At 61.5% G+C, this 18674-nt stretch carries 15 protein-coding genes; 11 read left to right on the forward strand and 4 right to left on the reverse strand.

The window, feature by feature from the left end; translation table 11 throughout:
• The first annotated feature begins 84 nt into the window (after positions 1–84).
• Positions 85–789 (forward strand): response regulator transcription factor, encoded by a 705-nt coding sequence (locus tag X771_RS138600; RefSeq protein ID WP_023670063.1) that lies wholly within the window; start codon positions 85–87, stop codon positions 787–789.
• A gap of 71 nt (positions 790–860) precedes the next feature.
• On the opposite strand, the gene X771_RS1000000167450 is transcribed toward X771_RS138600, so the two are convergent.
• Positions 861–1031 (reverse strand): hypothetical protein, encoded by a 171-nt coding sequence (locus X771_RS1000000167450; protein ID WP_023670062.1) that lies wholly within the window; start codon positions 1029–1031, stop codon positions 861–863.
• 33 nt (positions 1032–1064) lie between these two features.
• Positions 1065–1397: a hypothetical protein gene (locus X771_RS1000000167455; RefSeq protein ID WP_023713277.1), complete on the reverse strand. Its 333-nt coding sequence runs from the start codon at positions 1395–1397 to the stop codon at positions 1065–1067.
• Positions 1398–1730: 333 nt separating this feature from the next.
• Here X771_RS1000000167455 and X771_RS138590 point away from each other — a divergent pair, with 333 nt between their 5' ends.
• Positions 1731–2192, forward strand: coding sequence for a L,D-transpeptidase (locus tag X771_RS138590; protein ID WP_023690132.1), 462 nt, complete (start codon positions 1731–1733; stop codon positions 2190–2192).
• A gap of 164 nt (positions 2193–2356) precedes the next feature.
• Here the strand turns inward: X771_RS138590 and X771_RS138585 are convergent, their stop codons facing one another.
• Complete coding sequence (locus X771_RS138585; protein WP_023690133.1) at positions 2357–5440, reverse strand: efflux RND transporter permease subunit; 3084 nt, start codon at positions 5438–5440, stop codon at positions 2357–2359.
• Positions 5437–6741, reverse strand: coding sequence for an efflux RND transporter periplasmic adaptor subunit (locus X771_RS138580; RefSeq protein ID WP_023670058.1), 1305 nt, complete (start codon positions 6739–6741; stop codon positions 5437–5439). The genes X771_RS138585 and X771_RS138580 overlap by 4 nt, the downstream gene beginning before the upstream one ends.
• A gap of 148 nt (positions 6742–6889) precedes the next feature.
• Here X771_RS138580 and X771_RS138575 point away from each other — a divergent pair, with 148 nt between their 5' ends.
• The 9 genes from X771_RS138575 to X771_RS0135070 form a co-directional block, all read left to right on the forward strand.
• Positions 6890–7426, forward strand: coding sequence for a TetR/AcrR family transcriptional regulator (locus tag X771_RS138575; RefSeq protein ID WP_023670057.1), 537 nt, complete (start codon positions 6890–6892; stop codon positions 7424–7426).
• 348 nt (positions 7427–7774) lie between these two features.
• A complete protein-coding gene (locus X771_RS138570; protein ID WP_023670056.1) occupies positions 7775–8563 on the forward strand; it encodes a 3-hydroxybutyrate dehydrogenase in 789 nt (262 codons plus the stop codon).
• 140 nt (positions 8564–8703) lie between these two features.
• Positions 8704–9522, forward strand: coding sequence for a sulfurtransferase/chromate resistance protein (locus tag X771_RS138565; RefSeq protein ID WP_023670055.1), 819 nt, complete (start codon positions 8704–8706; stop codon positions 9520–9522).
• Positions 9519–10910 carry a chromate efflux transporter gene (gene chrA / locus X771_RS138560; RefSeq protein WP_023690134.1) on the forward strand — a complete coding sequence of 464 codons (1392 nt, stop codon included), beginning with the start codon at positions 9519–9521 and terminating at the stop codon, positions 10908–10910. The genes X771_RS138565 and chrA overlap by 4 nt, the downstream gene beginning before the upstream one ends.
• Positions 10911–11861: 951 nt before the next feature.
• Positions 11862–12935 carry a trypsin-like peptidase domain-containing protein gene (locus X771_RS138555; RefSeq protein ID WP_023690135.1) on the forward strand — a complete coding sequence of 358 codons (1074 nt, stop codon included), beginning with the start codon at positions 11862–11864 and terminating at the stop codon, positions 12933–12935.
• A 15-nt stretch (positions 12936–12950) separates the two neighbouring features.
• Positions 12951–14042, forward strand: a complete 1092-nt coding sequence (locus X771_RS138550) for a hypothetical protein (RefSeq protein WP_023690136.1) — start codon at positions 12951–12953, stop codon at positions 14040–14042.
• Positions 14039–16906 carry an ATP-binding protein gene (locus X771_RS138545; RefSeq protein WP_023690137.1) on the forward strand — a complete coding sequence of 956 codons (2868 nt, stop codon included), beginning with the start codon at positions 14039–14041 and terminating at the stop codon, positions 16904–16906. The genes X771_RS138550 and X771_RS138545 overlap by 4 nt, the downstream gene beginning before the upstream one ends.
• 171 nt (positions 16907–17077) lie before the next feature.
• Entirely contained in the window at positions 17078–18064 is a 987-nt protein-coding gene (locus X771_RS138540; protein WP_023690138.1) for a methyltransferase, read from the forward strand.
• 342 nt (positions 18065–18406) lie between these two features.
• On the forward strand, positions 18407–18674 hold a 268-nt coding region (locus X771_RS0135070), incomplete at its 3' end, for a pilus assembly protein TadG-related protein (protein WP_245262762.1).

An 18674-nucleotide genomic window follows, 5' to 3' on the forward strand; every position in this document is an offset into this window, starting at 1 on the left:
CTCCCGCTTTCAGCGGAAAGTAGATTGGGTATAAACATGATGTCCAGCACTCATATCCGGTTGCGGGGGAACGGGAAGAAAAACATGGCTGCACGATCCGTCATCGCGCTGGTTTCCGTCGCCGATGTGGTGGCCGGCGATCTTGCCGATCATCTCGACCGGCGCGGCCATGACGTCCGCGAGGCGCGGCAGCCCTGGGAAGCTGAATCCCTGCTTTCGGCCGGAGGCATCGATATCGTCATCGTCGGCGACAGCCTCAGCCAGGCGGAGGGGCGGGACCTGCTCAGGCGTTATGGCGGCGGCCAGAGCGCGGACGGGAAGGCGGGGCCGGATTTCATCCTGATCTGCCGGCCGGCCGATCTGGTCGACAAGGTGCTGGCGCTCGAGCTTGGCGCCGCAGATGTCGTCGAAAGTCCGCTCAATGTCAGGGAGCTTGCCGCGCGCATCGGCGGCCTGCTGACGCGGCGCGGCAGGTCCGCCCAGGAACTGATCGTGCTGGAAAATGCCACCGTCGATTTGCGGTCGGCCATCGTCATGCACCGTTCGGGTACGGAAGAACAGCTGTCGCCGGGCCAGGTGGCGCTGCTCAGGCTGTTTCTGGCCAGCCCGCGCAAGGTGCTGACGCGCGACGACATCATTGCGGCGGCGCCCGCCGAAAATGCCGATGCCTTCGACCGCTCGATCGATTCGCGCATCGTGCGGCTGCGCCGCAAGCTCGACACCGAAACCATCACAACTATACGCGGCGCAGGCTACCGGTTCGACCCGCCGACGCAGCGCGCCGACTGAGGGTCGGGAGGCTGGATTGTTCCTCGGCTCGCCCAAAAAAGCTGCGCAATCTCGGGCGCCATGCATAGGCGTCAGCGCACCACCAGAAGCGATGGTCCCGACGGCAATTCGCTGGCGACTACGATTTCGCTGGCGGCATGCGCGCGGTCCTTCAGAAGAACCGTGGCGAGACCGGCAAAGCCGAGCAGGCCTTGTGCATAGAGCAGTACCGAAAGCACGGAGGCTGCAGATTTCGTCTTCATCGGTTGTCCCCAAAAATCAGAACCGCGGGTGCTTCAGGATAAACCCGAAGTGCCCGCGTCGCCCACGGAGCCCCCCGTTGCGACGCGGGCCTTCGGTCCTCTCGGCAGCAAGTTGCCGGAGGGGCCGCGCATCCACTTCAACCCGAGGCCGACCCGCCAGAGGGCCCTGAGACGGTTGATGCGCAGACTGGAGACAATCCAGACCAAGGCTATGAACAGCGCGGCATGCAGCGTCGAAATCTCACCCGAATTCATCACCGCCAGTTTCGTCATCGGGGTGCCGGCTACTGTGCCGATGCCGCCGACGACAAATGCGGCGATGCTTATCCTGAAGTACCAGGACAGGGTGGTCGATTTGATGCTCATTTTCGTTGGCGCCGGCTGTTCTCGTTGGGATGACTGTGCCGCGAGCCTGTAACCAGATCATGCCGCCCAGGCCGCGCTTTGTTGCAAGTCGGTTTCGAGCGAAGCCAATCTTCTTTCATATAAGGACATCAGCACTTTCGTTTGTGGGCGCGGTGGGTGATCGGGAGTGCGCAGCGAAGACGGGAGCACGCTCCTTGTTGTCCACCTTGCTTGTTAATCCGAGGAAACAGATTCGAAACACAAACGAGCGTCAACCGAAATCAGCTTGAAACATGACGCAGGGATAAACGGCCATCGAATTGACGCCGGCCGGGCCGGCAAAGGGGAGCCATCATGTACAAAGCCATTTCCGCCAAACTCATCAGCGTCACCGCCGCCGCTGCCGGCGCCGCGCTTCTGCTTGGCGCCGCCAACAGCACCGCCCATGCCGCGGCAAACCAGATCGTCGCGCGTGTTTCGCTGTCGCAGCAGACCATGGAAGTGCTGGTCGATGGCCGGCCGACTTTCGCCTGGAAGGTCTCGACCGGCGACAGTGCGCATGTCACGCCGACCGGCTCGTTCAGGCCGACCCGCATGCACGAGATGTGGCATTCGAAGAAATACGACAACGCGCCGATGCCGCACTCGGTCTTCTTCAGCGGCGGCTACGCCGTGCATGCGACCAACGCCATCAAGCGGCTGGGACGGCCGGCGTCGCATGGCTGCGTGCGGCTGCATCCCGACAATGCCGCCGACTTCTACCAGTTGGTCGAAACCTTCGGCCCGACCAACACCAGCATCGTCATCGTCAAGTAGCAGACTGCGTTTGGAGCGATGGTGCAGCGCAGCCGGCCAGGTCATGCCGCACCGCAAGTTCCCGCCTGAAGCTCCATCAGAGCTTCGCGGTAAATCAATCCAGTCAAAAAAGAGGCCGGAAATTTCCGGCCTCTTTTCGTTTGTTCGCTAACGCCGTTCGCAGCTCAGTCCGCGTGCACCGGCATCAGCTTCGGGTCTGGCTTTTCGGCGTGGTGCGGCAGGTCCTTGCTGGCGATGAAGGTGTAGAACATCGGCACCACGAACAGGGTGAACATGGTTCCGACCAGGATGCCGGTGAAGATCACGAGGCCCATCGAATAGCGCGCCGCCGCACCAGCACCACTGGACACGATCAGCGGCACGACGCCGAGCGCCATCGCCGCTGTCGTCATCAGGATCGGCCGCAAGCGCACCTTGGCCGAGGCGACGATCGCATCGCGCCGCCTCATGCCATGCAGCTCGCGCTGCTGGTTGGCGAACTCGACCAGAAGAATGCCATGCTTGGTGATCAGACCTATCAGTGTGATCAGGCCGACCTGCGTGTAGATATTGAGCGTTCCAAGCCCCAGATTGAGCGGCACGATGGCGCCAAAGATCGACAGTGGCACCGCCATCATGATGATCAGCGGGTCGCGGAAGCTTTCGAACTGCGCCGCCAGCACCAGATAGATGACGATTACGGCGGCTGCGAACGCGATAAGGATCGTGTTGCCCTGCTCCTTCTCCTGCCGGGACTGGCCGGAATAATCGATGAAGAAGGTATCGGGCAGGCTCTCCTTGGCAAGGTTCTCCAGGGTCTGCAGCCCGTCGCCCGTGGTGACGCCGGGAAGCGGCAGCGCTGATATCGTCGCCGAGTTCAGCTGGTTGAACTGCTCGATCGCGGCCGGCGCGGCGTTGGTCGAAATCTTCACTACCGCTGAAAGCGGCACCATTTCGCCGGTCACGCTACGCACGAAATATTCGCCGAGCTTCTCGGGATTGTCGCGGAATTCCTTCGGCACCTGCGGGATGATGTCGTAGCTGTTGGAGTCGCGGTCGAACTGAGCCACTTCGGCGCCGCCGACCAGCAGCGTCAGCGTCTGGCCGATGTCGGCGATCGGCAGGTTGAGAGCCGCCGCGCGGTCGCGGTCGATGGTCACCGTCACCTGCGGAGCGTCAAAGGACATCGAGTTTTGCACGACGATGAAGCGGCCGGAGGCCTGCGCCTTGTTCTTAATCTGCTCGGCCGCCTCGTAGACCTCGGCGGAACCACCGGTCGAGCGCACCACCATGGAGATCGGCAGGCCGCCGCCGGAGCCCGGCAGCGTCGGCGGCGCGAAGACGAAGGCCTCGACGCCGGCCACCTTGCCGAGGCGTCCCTGGATATCGGCTTGAAGCTCCTTTGAGTTGCGCTGGCGCTCGGCCCAATCCTTGAAGGCGAAGCCGACAAAGGCGCCGTTGGTGGCGCCGCCAAAGGCAACGGCAGAGAATTGCGCCCTGGTTTCGGGAATGTCCTTCACCAGGCCGAGGATCTGGTTGACGTAGGTCTCGGTGTAGTCCGAGGTCGCGTAGCGCGGTGCCGTCACGATAGACAACAGGAAGCCCTGGTCCTCTTCCGGCGCCAGTTCGCTCGAGGTCTTGGTGAACATGAAGCCGGTGAGCGCAACCAGCGCCACGACCATCAGCAGTGTCACCGGTCGATTTCTCAAGGAGGCGGTGACCGCCCGCTCATAGACATGCTCGACACGGCTGAAGGTTCCGTCGACGACGCGCTGGAAGCGACTGTGCGATCCCGCCTTGAGCAGACGCGCCGCCATCATCGGCGTGATGGTGACGGCTATGAGGCCGGACAGCACCACCGAACCGGCGAGCGTCACCGCGAACTCGCGGAACAGCGCGCCGGTCAGGCCGCCGGTGAAGGCCAGCGGCGCGAACACGGCGGCGAGCGTGATGGTCATGGCCACGATGGCGGAGAAAATCTCGCGCATGCCGTTGAAGGCCGCCTGCATCGGCGACATGTGGTCCTCCTCCATGTGGCGATGAATGTTCTCCACCACCACGATAGCGTCGTCGACGACAAGGCCGATGGCCAGCACCATGGCCAGCAGCGACAGAAGGTTGATCGAATAGCCGACCGCAAACAAAAGAAAGCAGACGCCGACCAGCGACAGCGGGATGGTCACGATCGGCATCATCACCGAGCGGAATGAGCCGAGGAACAACAGGATGACCACGACGACGATGGCGACGGCTTCGGCGATGGTCTTGAACACTTCATCGATCGAGGCGCTGATCTGTTCGGTGGAATCGTAGACGATTTCGATGGTCATGCCTTTCGGCAGCGTCTCTTGAATCAAAGGCACGATCTTGTGGATCGCCTCCGCCGTTGTCAGCGGGTTGGCGGCCGGCGTCGGGAAGATGGCGAGGAAGGTGCCGGGCTTGCCATTGAAGCTCACCCTCGTGTCGGTGCTCTCGGCGGCAAGCTCGACTCGCGCCACGTCGCGCAAGCGCACCACCTGGCCGTCCGTCGAGCGCAGCGGAAGCTCGGCAAAGGCCTCAGGCGTCTGCAGCGTCGAGCGAACCGTGATCGAGGAGACGACATATTCGTTCTCGGTGTTGCCGGGCGCCGACAGGAAGTTGGAGTTGTTGATCGCCGCCAGCACTTCGGCGGCGGTGACGCCACGCGCAGCAAGCTTGACCGGGTCGATCCAGACCCGCATCGAATATTCCTCGGCGCCGAAGATCTGCACGTCGGCGACACCTTCGACCGTCGACATGCGGGGCCGCACGACGCGCTCGATATATTCGGTGAGCTGCTCCTTGCTCATGTTCGGATTCTGCATCGAGATGTACATCATCGCGAACTCTTGGCCGGTGCCCTTGACGATGACCGGGTCCTTGGATGCATCCGGCAAGGTGCCGCGTACGCCCTGCACCTTCGACAGGACCTCGGTGAGCGCGACATCCGGATTGGAGCCGAGCTTCATCTGGACGACCACAGTGCTCGAAGACGGCCGGCTGGACGAGGTGACGTAGTCGATGTTCTCGGTCGAGGCGACGGCCCGCGCGATCGGGGCGGAGATAAAGCCCTGGATCAGGTCGGCGCTGGCGCCGGGATAGGCGGTGGTGATGGTGATCGCCGTCTCGTCAACCTTGGGATACTGCCGGATCGACAGGTTGAAGATGCCCTGGAAACCCAGGAGCAGGATCATGCAGGCGAGGACGGTGGAGAGGACCGGCCGGCGAATGAAGACGTCGGAAAAGTTCATTGCTGAGCCTGCTGGTTAGCCGACTTGCTGGGGTCAATGGTGTTGTCGACAGCGACGGACATGCCGTTGAAGAGACGGTTCTGACCGGCGGTGACGACCTCGTCACCGGCCTTGATGCCCTCGATGATCTCGACCATGCCGTCGTTGCGGCGGCCGGGCTTCACGAACACCTGCGACAGCACGAGCGCCGGCTTTTCCGGTTCTGCCGCGGGCTTCGCGGGGTCGACAGCCGGCTTGTCCGCGGGCTTCGCCGCGGCGTCTTCGGCAGCCGGTTTCGCGTCTGCCGGCTTTGCATCTGCCGCCGGCTTTGCTGCGTCGGCCCCCGCGGCAGGCTTTTCCTCGGGTTTCGCGGCTGGGGCGCCTTCCGCCGGCTTCGCCGGAACGACGACGAAGACGAAGTCGCCATAGAGGCTCGACGTCAATGCCGTCTGCGGCAAGGACAGAATGTTTTTCTCCTGCGGCAGCTCGACGCGAACCTGGACGAACTGGCCGGGCGTCAGCTTGCCGTCAGGGTTGGCGACCTCGCCGCGGACGGACACCAGGCGGCTTGAAGCGTCGATCTTGGGATCGATGCCGCGAATGGAGCCGGCAAACGGCATGTCGGCGCCGCCGCCGGTGCCGCCGAGGCCGAGCCGCACCGCCTGGCCTATCTTGAGCAGCGGCAGCTGCTGTTCGGGTACCGAGAAATCGACCCGCATGGTGTCCAGATCCTGCAAGGTCACCACTGCGTTGCCGGGCGAGAGATATTGGCCGAGGTCGATCTTGGGGATGCCCACGGTGCCGGCGAACGGCGCCGTCAGCTGCTTCTGATCGAGCACGGCCTGCAGCTTGTTGACCTGCGCGGCGGAGGCCGATGCAGCGGCTTGAGCGGTGTCGAGCGTGGCATCCGTTCCGACGCCGCGCCGCTGCAGCTCCAGCGCGCGTTCGAGCGCCGTCTTGTCGGACACGGACTGCGCCTTGGCCGCGACCAGATCCGCGCGTTCGACGGCATCGTCGAGCTGCAGCAGGACCGAATCGACCGGCACCTTCTGGTTGGCATGGAAAAGGATGTCCTTGACGATGCCGCTGGTCTCGACGGTAAGGTCGACACCGCGCACGGCGCGTACCGTGCCGATCGCCTCGACGCCCGGCGTCCAGTCGGAAGGCTTGACGACAACCGTCGATACGGTCGTCGCCGGCGGCTTCATGGTGGCGAAATACTGTTTGATAGCGTTGTCGCGGAACAGGTTGAAGCCGACAACGCCGACGCACACCAGAGCGAGCAGAAGCAGAATTGCGGTGATAGAGATGAAGCGCTTCACGAACTGTCCCCTCGGCCGGTGTCCGGCAAAATAGCCGAATGCGGGACACTTATCGACGCCAGGTCCCGATTACAAATGACGGCGAACTTACTGTACCGTCTGGACGGTCTTGTCAATTCCGCCTAGGCTGGTGCGGGGGAAGGGATCGATGAAGACCCAAAGGGCAAATTCGCGCGACAAGATACTCGCCGCCGCCGCCGATGTCGCACGCGAGACCGGTCCCGGCAGCCTGTCGCTTGACGCCGTCGCCAGCCGCGCCGGCGTGTCGAAAGGCGGCCTGTTATATAACTTTCCGACCAAGGCCAAACTGATGCAGGGCCTGGTGGAGAATTACCTGCGCGCGTTCGAGCTGGCGCTGGAATCGGGCCGTGTCGCCGGCGCCAGCGGCGAGAGCCTGCTCGCCACCTATATCCGGCTCTCGGCGGATGATTGTGAGGAGCCGAAGCCGACGGCTTCGTGGATATTCTCGGCGATCGCCGAGGATCCGGATTTCCTGACGCCGATAAAAGCCTTCAAGTCACAGCTGCTGCAGCGGCTGAAGAGCGAGACGCCGGACCTCAAGACGCTGCTGGTCTGCTTTCTGGCCATCGAAGGGCTGCGCAGCATGAACCTCTTCGATTCCGACGTGCTGTCCGCCGACGAACGCCACTTGCTGGTATCGGCCCTACTGGAGATTGCGGGATAGCTTAGGGCGTCGCGGTCGAAGAAGCGATACGGGCCGGGCGGAAAGGACGGTTAGTGAGCGGCATGGCATAGGCACGCATCACGACATCGGCGATTTCAAGCTACAGCCCCCCTGATTCGTTGGATCGATGCTTCAGGAATGACTGCGCGAATGCGCGGCCGACTATGTTGCGCCGCACCATAACACTGCCGTGCCAGCCTTGACGTGTCAGCCTTGAGACGGCGCTCGGCGAGGCCGGCAAAGCGCGTTTTAGGGCTGTGATGGCGCCGGCATATGGTTATGGCATTGTCATGTTGCGGCGCACAAACTATGTGCCTTTGTAGTCCTCCTAACAGTCGCGAGATCTCCATGGGTTCCCTTTCTTCGAAGAATGCGCTCGTCACCGGATCGACCAGCGGCATTGGCCTGGCCATTGCCCGCGCCCTTGCCGCCGAGGGCTCCAACGTCACGATCAACGGCCTTGGCGAAGCCGCGGCGATCGAACAGGAGCGCGCCGGCATCGAGAAGGATTTCGGCGTCCAGTGCCGCTACTCCGGCGCCAACATGATGGACGGCGCAGCGGTGACCGCCATGGTGCGCGAAGCCGAGCAGGCCTTAGGCAGCCTCGACATTCTGGTCAACAATGCCGGGATACAGCATGTCGCGCCAATCGAGGAGTTTCCCGACGACAAGTGGGAAGCCATCATCCGCATCAATCTGCTTGCCGCCTTTTACGCGATCAAGGCCGTGGTGCCCGGCATGAAGGCGCGCAAATGGGGCCGCATCATCAACACCGCGTCGGCGCATGCACTGGTCGCCTCGCCGTTCAAGTCGGCTTACGTCTCGGCCAAGCACGGCATAGCGGGTCTGACCAAGACGGTAGCGCTGGAAGTCGCGCAGGACGGCATCACCGTCAACGCCATCGCGCCCGGCTATGTCTGGACGTCACTGGTCGAAAGGCAGATCCCCGACACGATGAAGGCGCGCGGCATGACCGAGGAACAGGTCAAGCGCGACGTGCTCCTGGCGGCACAGCCGACGAAGCAATTCGTCACCGTGGAGGAGCTCGCCGCGCTGACGCTGTTTCTGTGCTCGGACTCGGCCAGGCAGATTACCGGCACGACTTTGCCGATGGATGGCGGCTGGACGGCGCAGTAGGCGCGGTCCCCCGGCGCCGCTCTTTCCTTGACAAAGACGAAGGATCAATCCAGCATTGTGGCAAGGGGTTCCTTCGCGACGACCCCGTGAGGCGTCAGCCCAATGATCGCGTCCAAACTCTCACTCTGGAGGTGGACGCCATGCCGTCAACAACCGCAATCACCGTAGCGCAGCTTTCCCGCCTTGTCGGTCTGTCCGACGCGCCTGTTCTTGTCGATGTCCGCATCGACGAAGACTACGACGCCGATCCGCGGCTGCTTCCGGCCTCGTGCCGGCGCGACTTCAAGTCTGTTTCGAGCTGGGCGGCCGAGTTCACGGGGGCTCATGCTGTCGTCATCTGCCAGAAGGGGCTGAAGCTCTCGCAAGGCGTTGCCGCATGGCTGCGCCATGAGGGCATTGCTGCCGAATCCCTTGAAGGCGGCTTCGAGGCGTGGCAGGCGGCCAAGGGACTTCTGGTCAAGGCCGACAAGATACCGCCCCGCGACGACAAGGGCCGCACGGTCTGGGTGACGCGTGCCCGCCCCAAGGTCGACCGCATCGCCTGTCCCTGGCTGATCCGCCGCTTCGTCGATCCCTCGGCGGTGTTCCTGTTTGTCGAGCCGTCTGAAGTGCTGGCGGCCGCCGATCGGTTTGGGGCGGTTGCCTTCGACATCGACGACGTGTTCTGGAGCCATCGCGGCGAGCGCTGCACCTTCGACACGATGATCGAAGAGTTCGGGTTGCGGTCCGAAGCGCTCGATCGCCTTGCGCTGATCGTGCGTGCAGCCGATACGGCGCGCCTCGATCTCGTACCGCAGGCGGCCGGGTTCCTCGCTGCATCGCTCGGGCTGTCGCGCATGTTCCGCGACGATCTCGAACAGCTTGATGCCGGCATGCTGCTCTACGATGCGTTCTTCAGATGGTGCCGCGATGCCACTGACGAAACCCACAATTGGCCCAGCGCGGGCAAAGCGCCATGAGCGCCCTCGCCGCGGACGACGATGCACAGGCTACCGAGGCTCCGGTCGTCCCGACCTTCCGCCAAGCCGCGAAACTGTGGGCAAGGATCGGCCTGCTCTCCTTCGGCGGGCCGGCCGGACAGATCGCGCTGATGCACAAGGAATTGGTCGAGGATCGCCGCTGGATCGGCGAGCAGCGGTTCCTGCATGCGCTCAACTACTGCATGCTTCTGCCAGGCCCCGAGGCACAGCAGCTCGCCATCTATATCGGCTGGCTGCTGCACCGGACCGCCGGCGGCCTCGTCGCCGGCATCCTGTTCGTGCTGCCCGGTGCGTTTGTCATGCTGGGCCTCAGCATCTTCTACGTGCTTTACAATGATGCGCCTGTCATCGAGGCGCTGTTTTTCGGCATCAAGGCGGCGGTGCTGGCCGTCGTCGTCGAGGCGGTCCTCCGCATCGGCAAACGGGCGCTCAAGAACCGGGTGATGGTGGCGATCGCGGTGGCCGCGTTCCTTGCCATTTATGTCATCAGGCTGCCGTTTCCGCTGATCATCCTGGTTGCAGGGCTGACCGGCTGGATCGGCAACCGCTTGGCACCGGCGCGTTTTTCCGGAGCCGCACGCGGCAAGGACAATTTGCCCGATGTCAGGGGCGCCGTCGACGTCATGTTCGAACGCGGCGACCTCGCTCACACCAAGCCGACGAAATGGCACGCGCCGCGCACCATCGCGATCTGGCTGCCGATCTGGCTCGGGCCGGTCGTACTGATCCTGGCGCTGACCGGCCCTGCCAGTGTTTGGGCACAGCTTGGCGGCTTCTTCAGCCTGATGGCGGTGGTCACATTCGGCGGCGCCTACGCTGCGCTCTCCTATGTCGCGCAGGCAGCGGTGACCTCGTTCGGCTGGCTGGCGCCGGGTGAAATGGTCGATGGGCTTGGTCTGGCCGAGACGACGCCGGGACCATTGATCCTGGTGCTGCAGTTCGTCGGCTTCGTCGCCGCCTATCGTCACGCCGGTGCGATGGGACCGCTTGTGGCCGGATCGCTCGGCGCATTGCTGACGCTCTGGGTGACGTTCGTGCCGTGCTTCTTCTGGATCTTTCTCGGTGCCCCCTACATCGAGGCGCTGCGCGGCAACAAGGCGCTGTCGGCGGCGCTGAGTGCGATCACGGCGGCTGTGGTCGGCGTGGTGATGAACCTTGCGCTGTGGTTCGCACTGCATGTCGTCTTCGGCGCGTTGCACCGTTTTGGTCTTGGGATGGAGCTACCGGTGCTGTCGTCGCTGGATTGGCGCGCCGCGCTGCTGGCGGCGGCCGCCATGGTCGCCATGCTGAAACTGAGGATCGGCATGCTGCCGACATTGGCCGGCTCGGCGCTGGCCGGACTGGCGCTGCTGGCCTTGCCTGCGTAGCGTCCGACGCAAGCAAAGCTTAGCAGCTGAAGCGCCAAAGACCAGCACATGGCGGCGAAAAGGATCTTGCGCATGGGTAACCTCAAATGGATGAAATGAGCACCGGCCAAACCAGCACCGGACGGTGAGCGTTTTTTCGTATCGCTGCAGGATAAAACTGTTGTGACAGGACGATGGACAGCAAGAGCAGGGTGTTGGCGAGCTCATTGAATCATTAGTCTGGATATCGCGACATGCCGGGTCGTCATAGCGCGGGCAGCATGCTCTCAACGTGCCATTCGGGTGAACTAGACTGCTGTCGTTTAGTAGTCTTCATTCAAGGTTCGTTATTCTTGTATGTATGGGAGGAGTGCGGCGATTTCGACGGCAGATAATGGAGAGTTGTATTTGGCGTCATACGGAGTAGGACTTTTAGCACAAGTCATCTGGACGTCGCCTTTAATCTGGTCCAAATTGTAAGGACGCAGACCGCGAAAGATTGACGGGCGCTGCGGTGATGAATTTTAGCGCGCCGGGAGCAGAGCTGGTTTTTGGCGACTGCTGTTCTTGCCGTCACGAATACTAGGAAGAGCCTTTTTTGGGGAGAGGCGCGTGTTCGTTATTAATTATCATTCGAATGTGAGGACTCGGCCACAACCTCGCACCACCATGACAAGTCCTGGTGGACCGGCAGTTCGCTATTGGCTTGGAGGTTTGGCGCGGACTTTCTGGCAAGAGACGCTGCCTTGTGGTTCGGAGTGCGGCCTGTCGATCACAGTTTGCCATTGTTGGGGCGATGCAAGGGGGGCCGAGGCGGAAGTGGGATGGGTCACTGACGCCCGAGGTCAATCGTGCACCACTATAGCGCTCGGCAACTTCCTATTCCGCGCCGCGACCGCTGAAGGCGGGATGGGTAGAGGAAAGCCGGCGGTTGCGCGGATGCGATCGTCGAGATCGGGGTGAGGAAAAGCCATGAGCGATGTCGTGGACTGGGATGCAATCAAGGGAGCGCAGTTCAAACTGCTCTGGCAGGCCTTGATCGAAGATTTCGATATGATCACCTTAAATCAAGCGTTAGTTGTTGACCTCGAGCGCCAGCCCTTGGCCAATTATTCATCACCTTTGCATGACTACCCCACCCAAGCGTTCAACCTTCTTCAGAAGGCCAAGATGCAAGGTTGGACACGAAAACTGATTGATGGCTTGATCGACGCCAATCCGGACGGGCCGCGTCTGCGCCGCTTCCAGGAAACCGTCGGGCTGACTGCGGATATCACTAAGCCCGCACCGCAGGGTTGGAAACTAGAAGACCTGTTGCGCCCCGATGCCGACTTTCTCAAGCCGGATGGCTGGATGACGAAGCTCGCCGCACTGCGGCGGCGTGTCTGTCGGATCGAGCATTCCAGCCGGCCGGCCGACACACCAGGTTTCGGCACCGGCTGGCTGGTGGGGCGCGACCTACTACTTACCAACCACCACGTGATCCAATCGTTCAAACCCGCGGCCAAGAATGGACTTGACGCGTCCGAAATCACCTGTCGCTTTGATGTTCCCGAGCCGCCCTCGGGCCAAAAGGGGCGGGAATGCAAGTTTGCTGCCGACTGGCTGGTCGATGACAGCTTGCCCGGCGCAGCCGAGCGCCAGGAGGGGGGTGCTTTGCCGACGGAAGCGGAACTCGATTATGCGCTCATCCGTCTGGCCGAACCGGTGGGCGACGACCAGGTGGAGCAGGGGCAGGTTCGTGGACGTGTGGATTTGGCGGCGCGCGGCGCCTCGCCGAAGCAAAGCGACGTGCTGCTGATCGTGCAGCACCCGGAAGGTCTGCCGCAGCGTTTCGCGTTCGGCAATGCCGTCAACACTCCCAAGCCTGACGAACGCCGCTTGCTACACGACGCCAACACCCTCAAAGGTTCATCTGGCTCGCCGGTGGTCAACATCAAGCTCGATATCGTGGCGTTGCATCATGCCGGAGGCCAGGCGAATCAGGCGGTGCCTATCGAACTGGTGGCGGCCCGGCTCGCCGAACGTGGTGTGGCATTGGGCTGAAGGGGCACGATTGAAATGCTGGCACCTCAGGACATCAAGCCGCTCGTCGAGAAGATTTGCGAATCGTTCGACGAAGGGCTCTTCGATAACTTTCTTATGACCGATTTCGATGGCTTGCAGTTGAATGATTACGCACCTTCCGGACTAGCTTGGCCGATTCGGGCGGTGGGGTTCATAAAGCAGCTGATTACTCGGCAGCGCGATGCCGCCTTTCTCGAAGTGCTGGCCAAGCACAGCGGACCGACAGACCTGTTTCCCGGGCCGAAGACGGAGTTGCGCGAATTCGCAGCCGTATTGTTGGCCGCAGCCTTGCCGCCACCTGCGAACCGCAGGCCTTGTTTTGTGGGCGGACGGCCCTTCATCAATCGCGACTCGCTGTGGAAGGAGGTTGGGGCCTTTTCGAACAACCAAGGTGCTCAACGTATCCTGCTGGTGGATGGCGAGCCCGGTTCAGGCAAGAGCTATTCCGCACTGCTTGTCAGCCAGATGTGCAGGACCCAGGCACGCTACATCCGAATAGACTTGGGAAGAAGCACCGTCGGCGAGGCCGGGATCGGGGAGTTCGTACTTCCGATCGCCACTCGCCTCGAACTTACATTGAAACAGAAGTTTGACGATCTGGCGCAAGAAGCTCGGGATGTTTTGCGCGCCGGCGAACTGATCGTTGCTGGCCTGCAGCAGTTAGAACACCAATCTATAGGCGGCCCGGCAGAACCCTGGTGGATTTTGGTGGATGGCCTAAACCTGCCGCGGGTCGGTGCGGCGATTGTTGACCTGGTCTTGCGTCTTGCACAAGCGATCGATCAAGGCGAATGCAACAATATCTGGCTCGTCCTGATCGGACTGAAGCCCGAGCGGCTGACGGGAGCGTTGCCGCAGCTAGTGAGGATTGACCACAGTACACTGCCTGCCCCGGACCATCTCAAAGAGTGGATCCAGCGGCTGGGCCTGGAACACGATAAGGAGCTTGAGGACCAGCAATTGGCGCAGGCGCTCGGAATCCTGATGCCGCTTATGAATGTGCCTAACCCGCAGGCCCGACTTTTTTGGCCGCCGGTGCTTACCGCGCTTGCCGATGCTAGGACTCAGTTGGGACTGATCCCATGATGACCGAGCCCGTCATTCCACCGTTCAAGGCCGCGGCGGCGGTGCTCACCAATTTTGATCCGGCTGCCTTACAGCCAGCCGGAGATGTCGAAGATCGAGACATGGCGCTTGCCGATCTACTGCTTGAGTGCGAACCGGTGGCCGACTTCGACAAATCCAGACGTTGGCAGCTCGAAGATGCTCCCCGGCGTGAAGCATTGTACCAACTCGGTCGGCGGCCGGATGGACTTCGCATGGCTCTTGCGGCCAATGCCGAGCACCCTCAAGACGCCGTGCAGCAGGCGATGGTGGAATTGATCGAGGGTGGCAACGAGAAAATACCTCTTGAGGAACGATCACTAGAGGATTTGCTGGCTCTGGCACGAGCAAGCGATTGGCTTGCCGGCGCAGTCGAAAAGGCGCCCTCGCGAGAGGTCTTGCTAGACCAGGTCGAAAAGAGGCGCCTGCTCAAGCCCTTTGTCCGACTGCTTGAGCGTGGTTTTGTCGGGCGCGGTGTCGAGCTTGCGGAATTGCACGACTTCCTGCTCCATTACAGACCAAGCATTCTCTCCCTGCATGGGCCCGGGGGCATCGGCAAATCCACGTTGCTCGCTCGTTTCGTCATGGATGTAGTGTCTCCCACCAGATTTCGCGAGGTCGAGCGCCCATTCACATTCGTCTATCTCGACGTTGACAGGACTGCGATAGATCCGAAAGACCCTGTAAGTTTTGCCAAGGAGGCAGTGAGGCAACTCGCCGCGCAAAACCGTAGCGTGCAGCCGCTCGCCGAGAGAGTGCAACGCAGCCTTGTCGCCGTGTCGGGTCGCGAGGAAAGCGTGCAATTGGAAAGTGTCAGCCCTGATGTGTCTGACGCATGGGTGCTGATGCTGCAGTTGACTGAGTTGTTGTTTAAGCAGCGAGGTCTGCCAACTCTGTTCATTGTCGACACTTGGGAGGAAATCCAGGCGGCGGGTACGGGGAGCGAAGATGGGGTCTTACAATTCCTGTCGCAGTTGGCCACGAGCCAATCGATCAGGATCATCTGTGCCGGACGCGCACGGTTGCGCACCGCCGCTTCGCCCAGCCTTGAAAATGTGCCAGGGTCGACGCGTTTCGGATTTATCGAATTCAGGCAAATTGCGATCGACTCGTTCGACGAGCCAACAGCCAAAGTTTATCTCGAAGGTATCGCTCATATGCCGAAGCGAGCGATCGAGTCCATCATCAAGGCGGTGGGCACCGCGCCGCTGAGTTTGGCTTTGGCCGCGCGTGTAATTGAGCGCGAAGGCATCGGTGCTGCCTCCGACCTTGCCATGATTGTTGCCAAGGTCAAATCCGAGCAAATTCAAGGACAATTATTCACAAGACTACTCGGTCACATCCATGATCCGGAGCTGCAGAGACTGGCTCAGCCCGGATTGGTCGTTCGGCGCATAACGCCAGATGTCATCCAACATGTGCTTGCTAGCCCCTGCGAGGTCATCGTGCCGGACGAGGCCACGGCGGACACCCTGTTCATGAAGCTTGTCGATGAAACGGGCCTGGTCGAAATCGATGAAGACGATGATCCGATTGATGTGGCCGGGCAGAAGATTTGGCCGCTGCACTACCGGAGCGACTTGCGGCAACTGGCCCTTTTAGACTTGAAACGCATAATGCCCGACCAAGTCGAGGCAATCCATGCCGGTGCGATCGCGTGGTACAGTAGTCAACAAGGGCTGCGGGCGAAGGCCGAGGAGATTTACCATCGGTTGGCCAGAGGCGATCTGCCTCCTGTTGATCTGTGGAGGCCCGACATGGCGCTATGGTTGCGCGCCAGCAGTATGCCGGAACTCCCTGCCCGCGGCCGCGCTTGGCTATTGCAGCGGCTCGATCAAGCGCTCGATGATGAAACAAGAGCTGCCGCCGATTTTGAAATATGGGAACGCGATACGACAGAACAGGCGCGCGCATTCCTGGGTCGGCGCAACTGGCGTCAAGCTCTTAGGTTGATACGCCAACGGTCTGGACGAGGCCCTACTAGTCCACTTTGGCTGCTTGAAGCCCAGGCATTGGTGCAAAGCGGAGCTTTCTCCGAGGCGGAGGAATTTCTTTCGACAGCCGCGACGACATCTACTGAGCAAGGCGAGCCGGGCCAAAGTTTTACGTTTCTCCTGCTCCTTGCGAACGTTCAGATAAGGCAGGCGAGATTCGAGACTGCCCTGGAAACATTGCAACGTGCCGGACAGTTCAGCTCAAATGCGGATGAAATCGAGGAACTGCAGCGCCTCCTGATGCAGTTGCGGGTCTGGCGCAAATTGGGACAAGTCGGTTCTGCTGAAGAGAAGAGAGCAAAGACCGCCGCCTTGGAAAGGTTGGCCCGACCCATGGTGCGGAAGCAGTTGGAGCGCCGTCCCGCCCTTTTGCGCGAGACAGTTGCCGAACTCGGCGCCGAGCGTCCAGATGTCCTCGTTCAAGCGGTCCGAATCCTCGGCATCGGGCGGGTCCGGCTGCCATTATCTTGGGCTCCGATAAAATTACCGGCTTGGCTGGTGGGATTGCTTGCCCGCGCGGCGGTAGCCCTCGAAAGATTTTTGCTGAGGCGGCCGGGTAGCCTCGAAAGATTTTTGAGATTTTTGCTGAAGCGGCCGGGTAGCAGCTACAACTTGCTTGCGATTGACATCCTGCGAACGGCTATTGCCGCCGGTGCTTCAGTCGGAGGCGTGAGCCTCGTTCTGACGGACTTTGCTGTAGATTTGGCAGCAAGCCTTCAGCGCCAGAAAACACCTTCGATCGTGAGTTGGTGTGTCAACGTTTATCGGACCGAGGTAGACGCTATCGGTGTGGCGTTAGAGGCGTCAGGCGAACCGAAAGAGCTCGAATCAGATCTAGAAAGCCAAGTCTGATCTATGCGTAGGCACTCGATTACCACGCTGCACCATACCCGCATTGGCGAACCCGATACCGCCAAGCTGAACCTGTTCGACGCGGAGAGCGGGGGAGCGCTGGTAAACTGATTTGACGAGGTTGGCCAAGCTGCTTCAAAGTCGATCCTGGATCGCACAACGGGATGTGACATGGTGGATTCCGATCGGATCGACAAGCTGATCGCAGGGGTGCCCCCTGCCTTGGCGCTTCGTGCCGGGCTGGACCTTGGCATCTTCACCCGGCTCGGCGGCGATGCTGCGACTGCCGACAGCCTTGGGGCAGCGCTCAAAGTCGAGCCCGCTCGTCTGTCGCGGCTCCTCTACGCGCTCGCCAGCATCGGTCTCCTCGAGGTCGAGGATGGTCAGTTTCGCAACGGAGCCGAAGCGTCGGAGTTTCTTGACGCGTCCAAGCCGACCTATCGCGGCGGCGATCATGTGCTGCTGCGCGAACTCTGGGGAGCCGACCTTTTGACCGCAGAGTCGCTGCGGCAGAATCGGCCGGCCGCGCTGCACGACTTTTCCGAAGCGGGGCCAGAATCCGCAGCGGCCTTCAGCCGCATGCTCGCACCGGGAGGGGTGATTTTCGGCCGAAATCTCGCCCGTGAACTGGACTTCTCGGCGGTCAGTTCGGTGATCGACATCGGCGGCGGCGCCGGGACCATTCTGGTCGGTCTTCGCGAGCGATGGCCGCATATTGCGGCGACTTTGATGGAACTCCCGACGGTCGCGGCGGTCGCACCAGCGATCCTGTCGGAATACGGTGCCGGCGATGTGGTTGTCGAAGAAGGCGACATAACGGTCGCGCCATCGACCGGCCGGCATGACTTGGCAATCCTGAAGGCTGTCGTCCAGGTCCTGCCGCCGGACCAGGCGCGCAGTTCGATCCTGAACGCGGCGCGTTGCCTCACCCAAGGAGGCGAGATCGCAATTGCGGGGTGGGGTGTCGTCGATGACGACCGTCTCGGCCCGCCTGAGGGTGTCTTTCTCAATCTCACCTTCCTGAACCTTTACCGCGCAGGCGAATCGTACACGGAAGGTCAGTATCGCGCGTGGATGACCGAGGCTGGGTTCCGGGATATTTCCAGGTCGCAGCTGACCGACGGCACCACGTTCTTTCGTGAGCGCCTCACGGACTGAACGTGGCTGGAGTGGTTGGTTTCGGGCGTGTGTGGCCCTCAGAGCCAGCCCCGGACGGATTGCACAAAGTTCCTGAGGCGGCGTGAGCCGATCTTTCCCCTTACCGGCAGCGCGGTGTCCCCGTCTTCTCGATAGCTTCTTCGCAGAGGGGGCATTTAAATGTCACTTGGTCGACAACAAAGTTCGCGATAGCGGCATATTTCGCATTCGTCGATTGGGGCGGAACCTCCGACAGGATGTTGCGCGGTCGCTGCAACTTGCGCCTAGCTAGCCCGTTCGACTACGTCGAATCGGAATGGAGTTTTTAGACATTCGTTTATCTATTCGTGGTTTCTAATACATATGGCATCCAACGCGTTCACCCGGATTTGGTTTGCTTTGAGCCGCCTAAGGCGCGCCACGAACGGTAACGTTGCCGTCATCGTTGCCTTCACCTTGCCGGTCGTGGTTGGCGGCGCCGGCCTCGGTGTGGAGACATCCTTTTGGTATTACAGCAGCCTCAAGCTGCAGGCCGTTGCCGATGCCGCGGCCTATGCCGGCGCGCTCGAGAAAGTCGCGGGTTCCGATAACCCGACCATCATCGCCGCCGCCACGCAGTCCGCGACCTCGA

This window comes from Mesorhizobium sp. LSJC269B00, assembly GCF_000502815.1.
Taxonomy (GTDB): Bacteria; Pseudomonadota; Alphaproteobacteria; order Rhizobiales; family Rhizobiaceae; genus Mesorhizobium.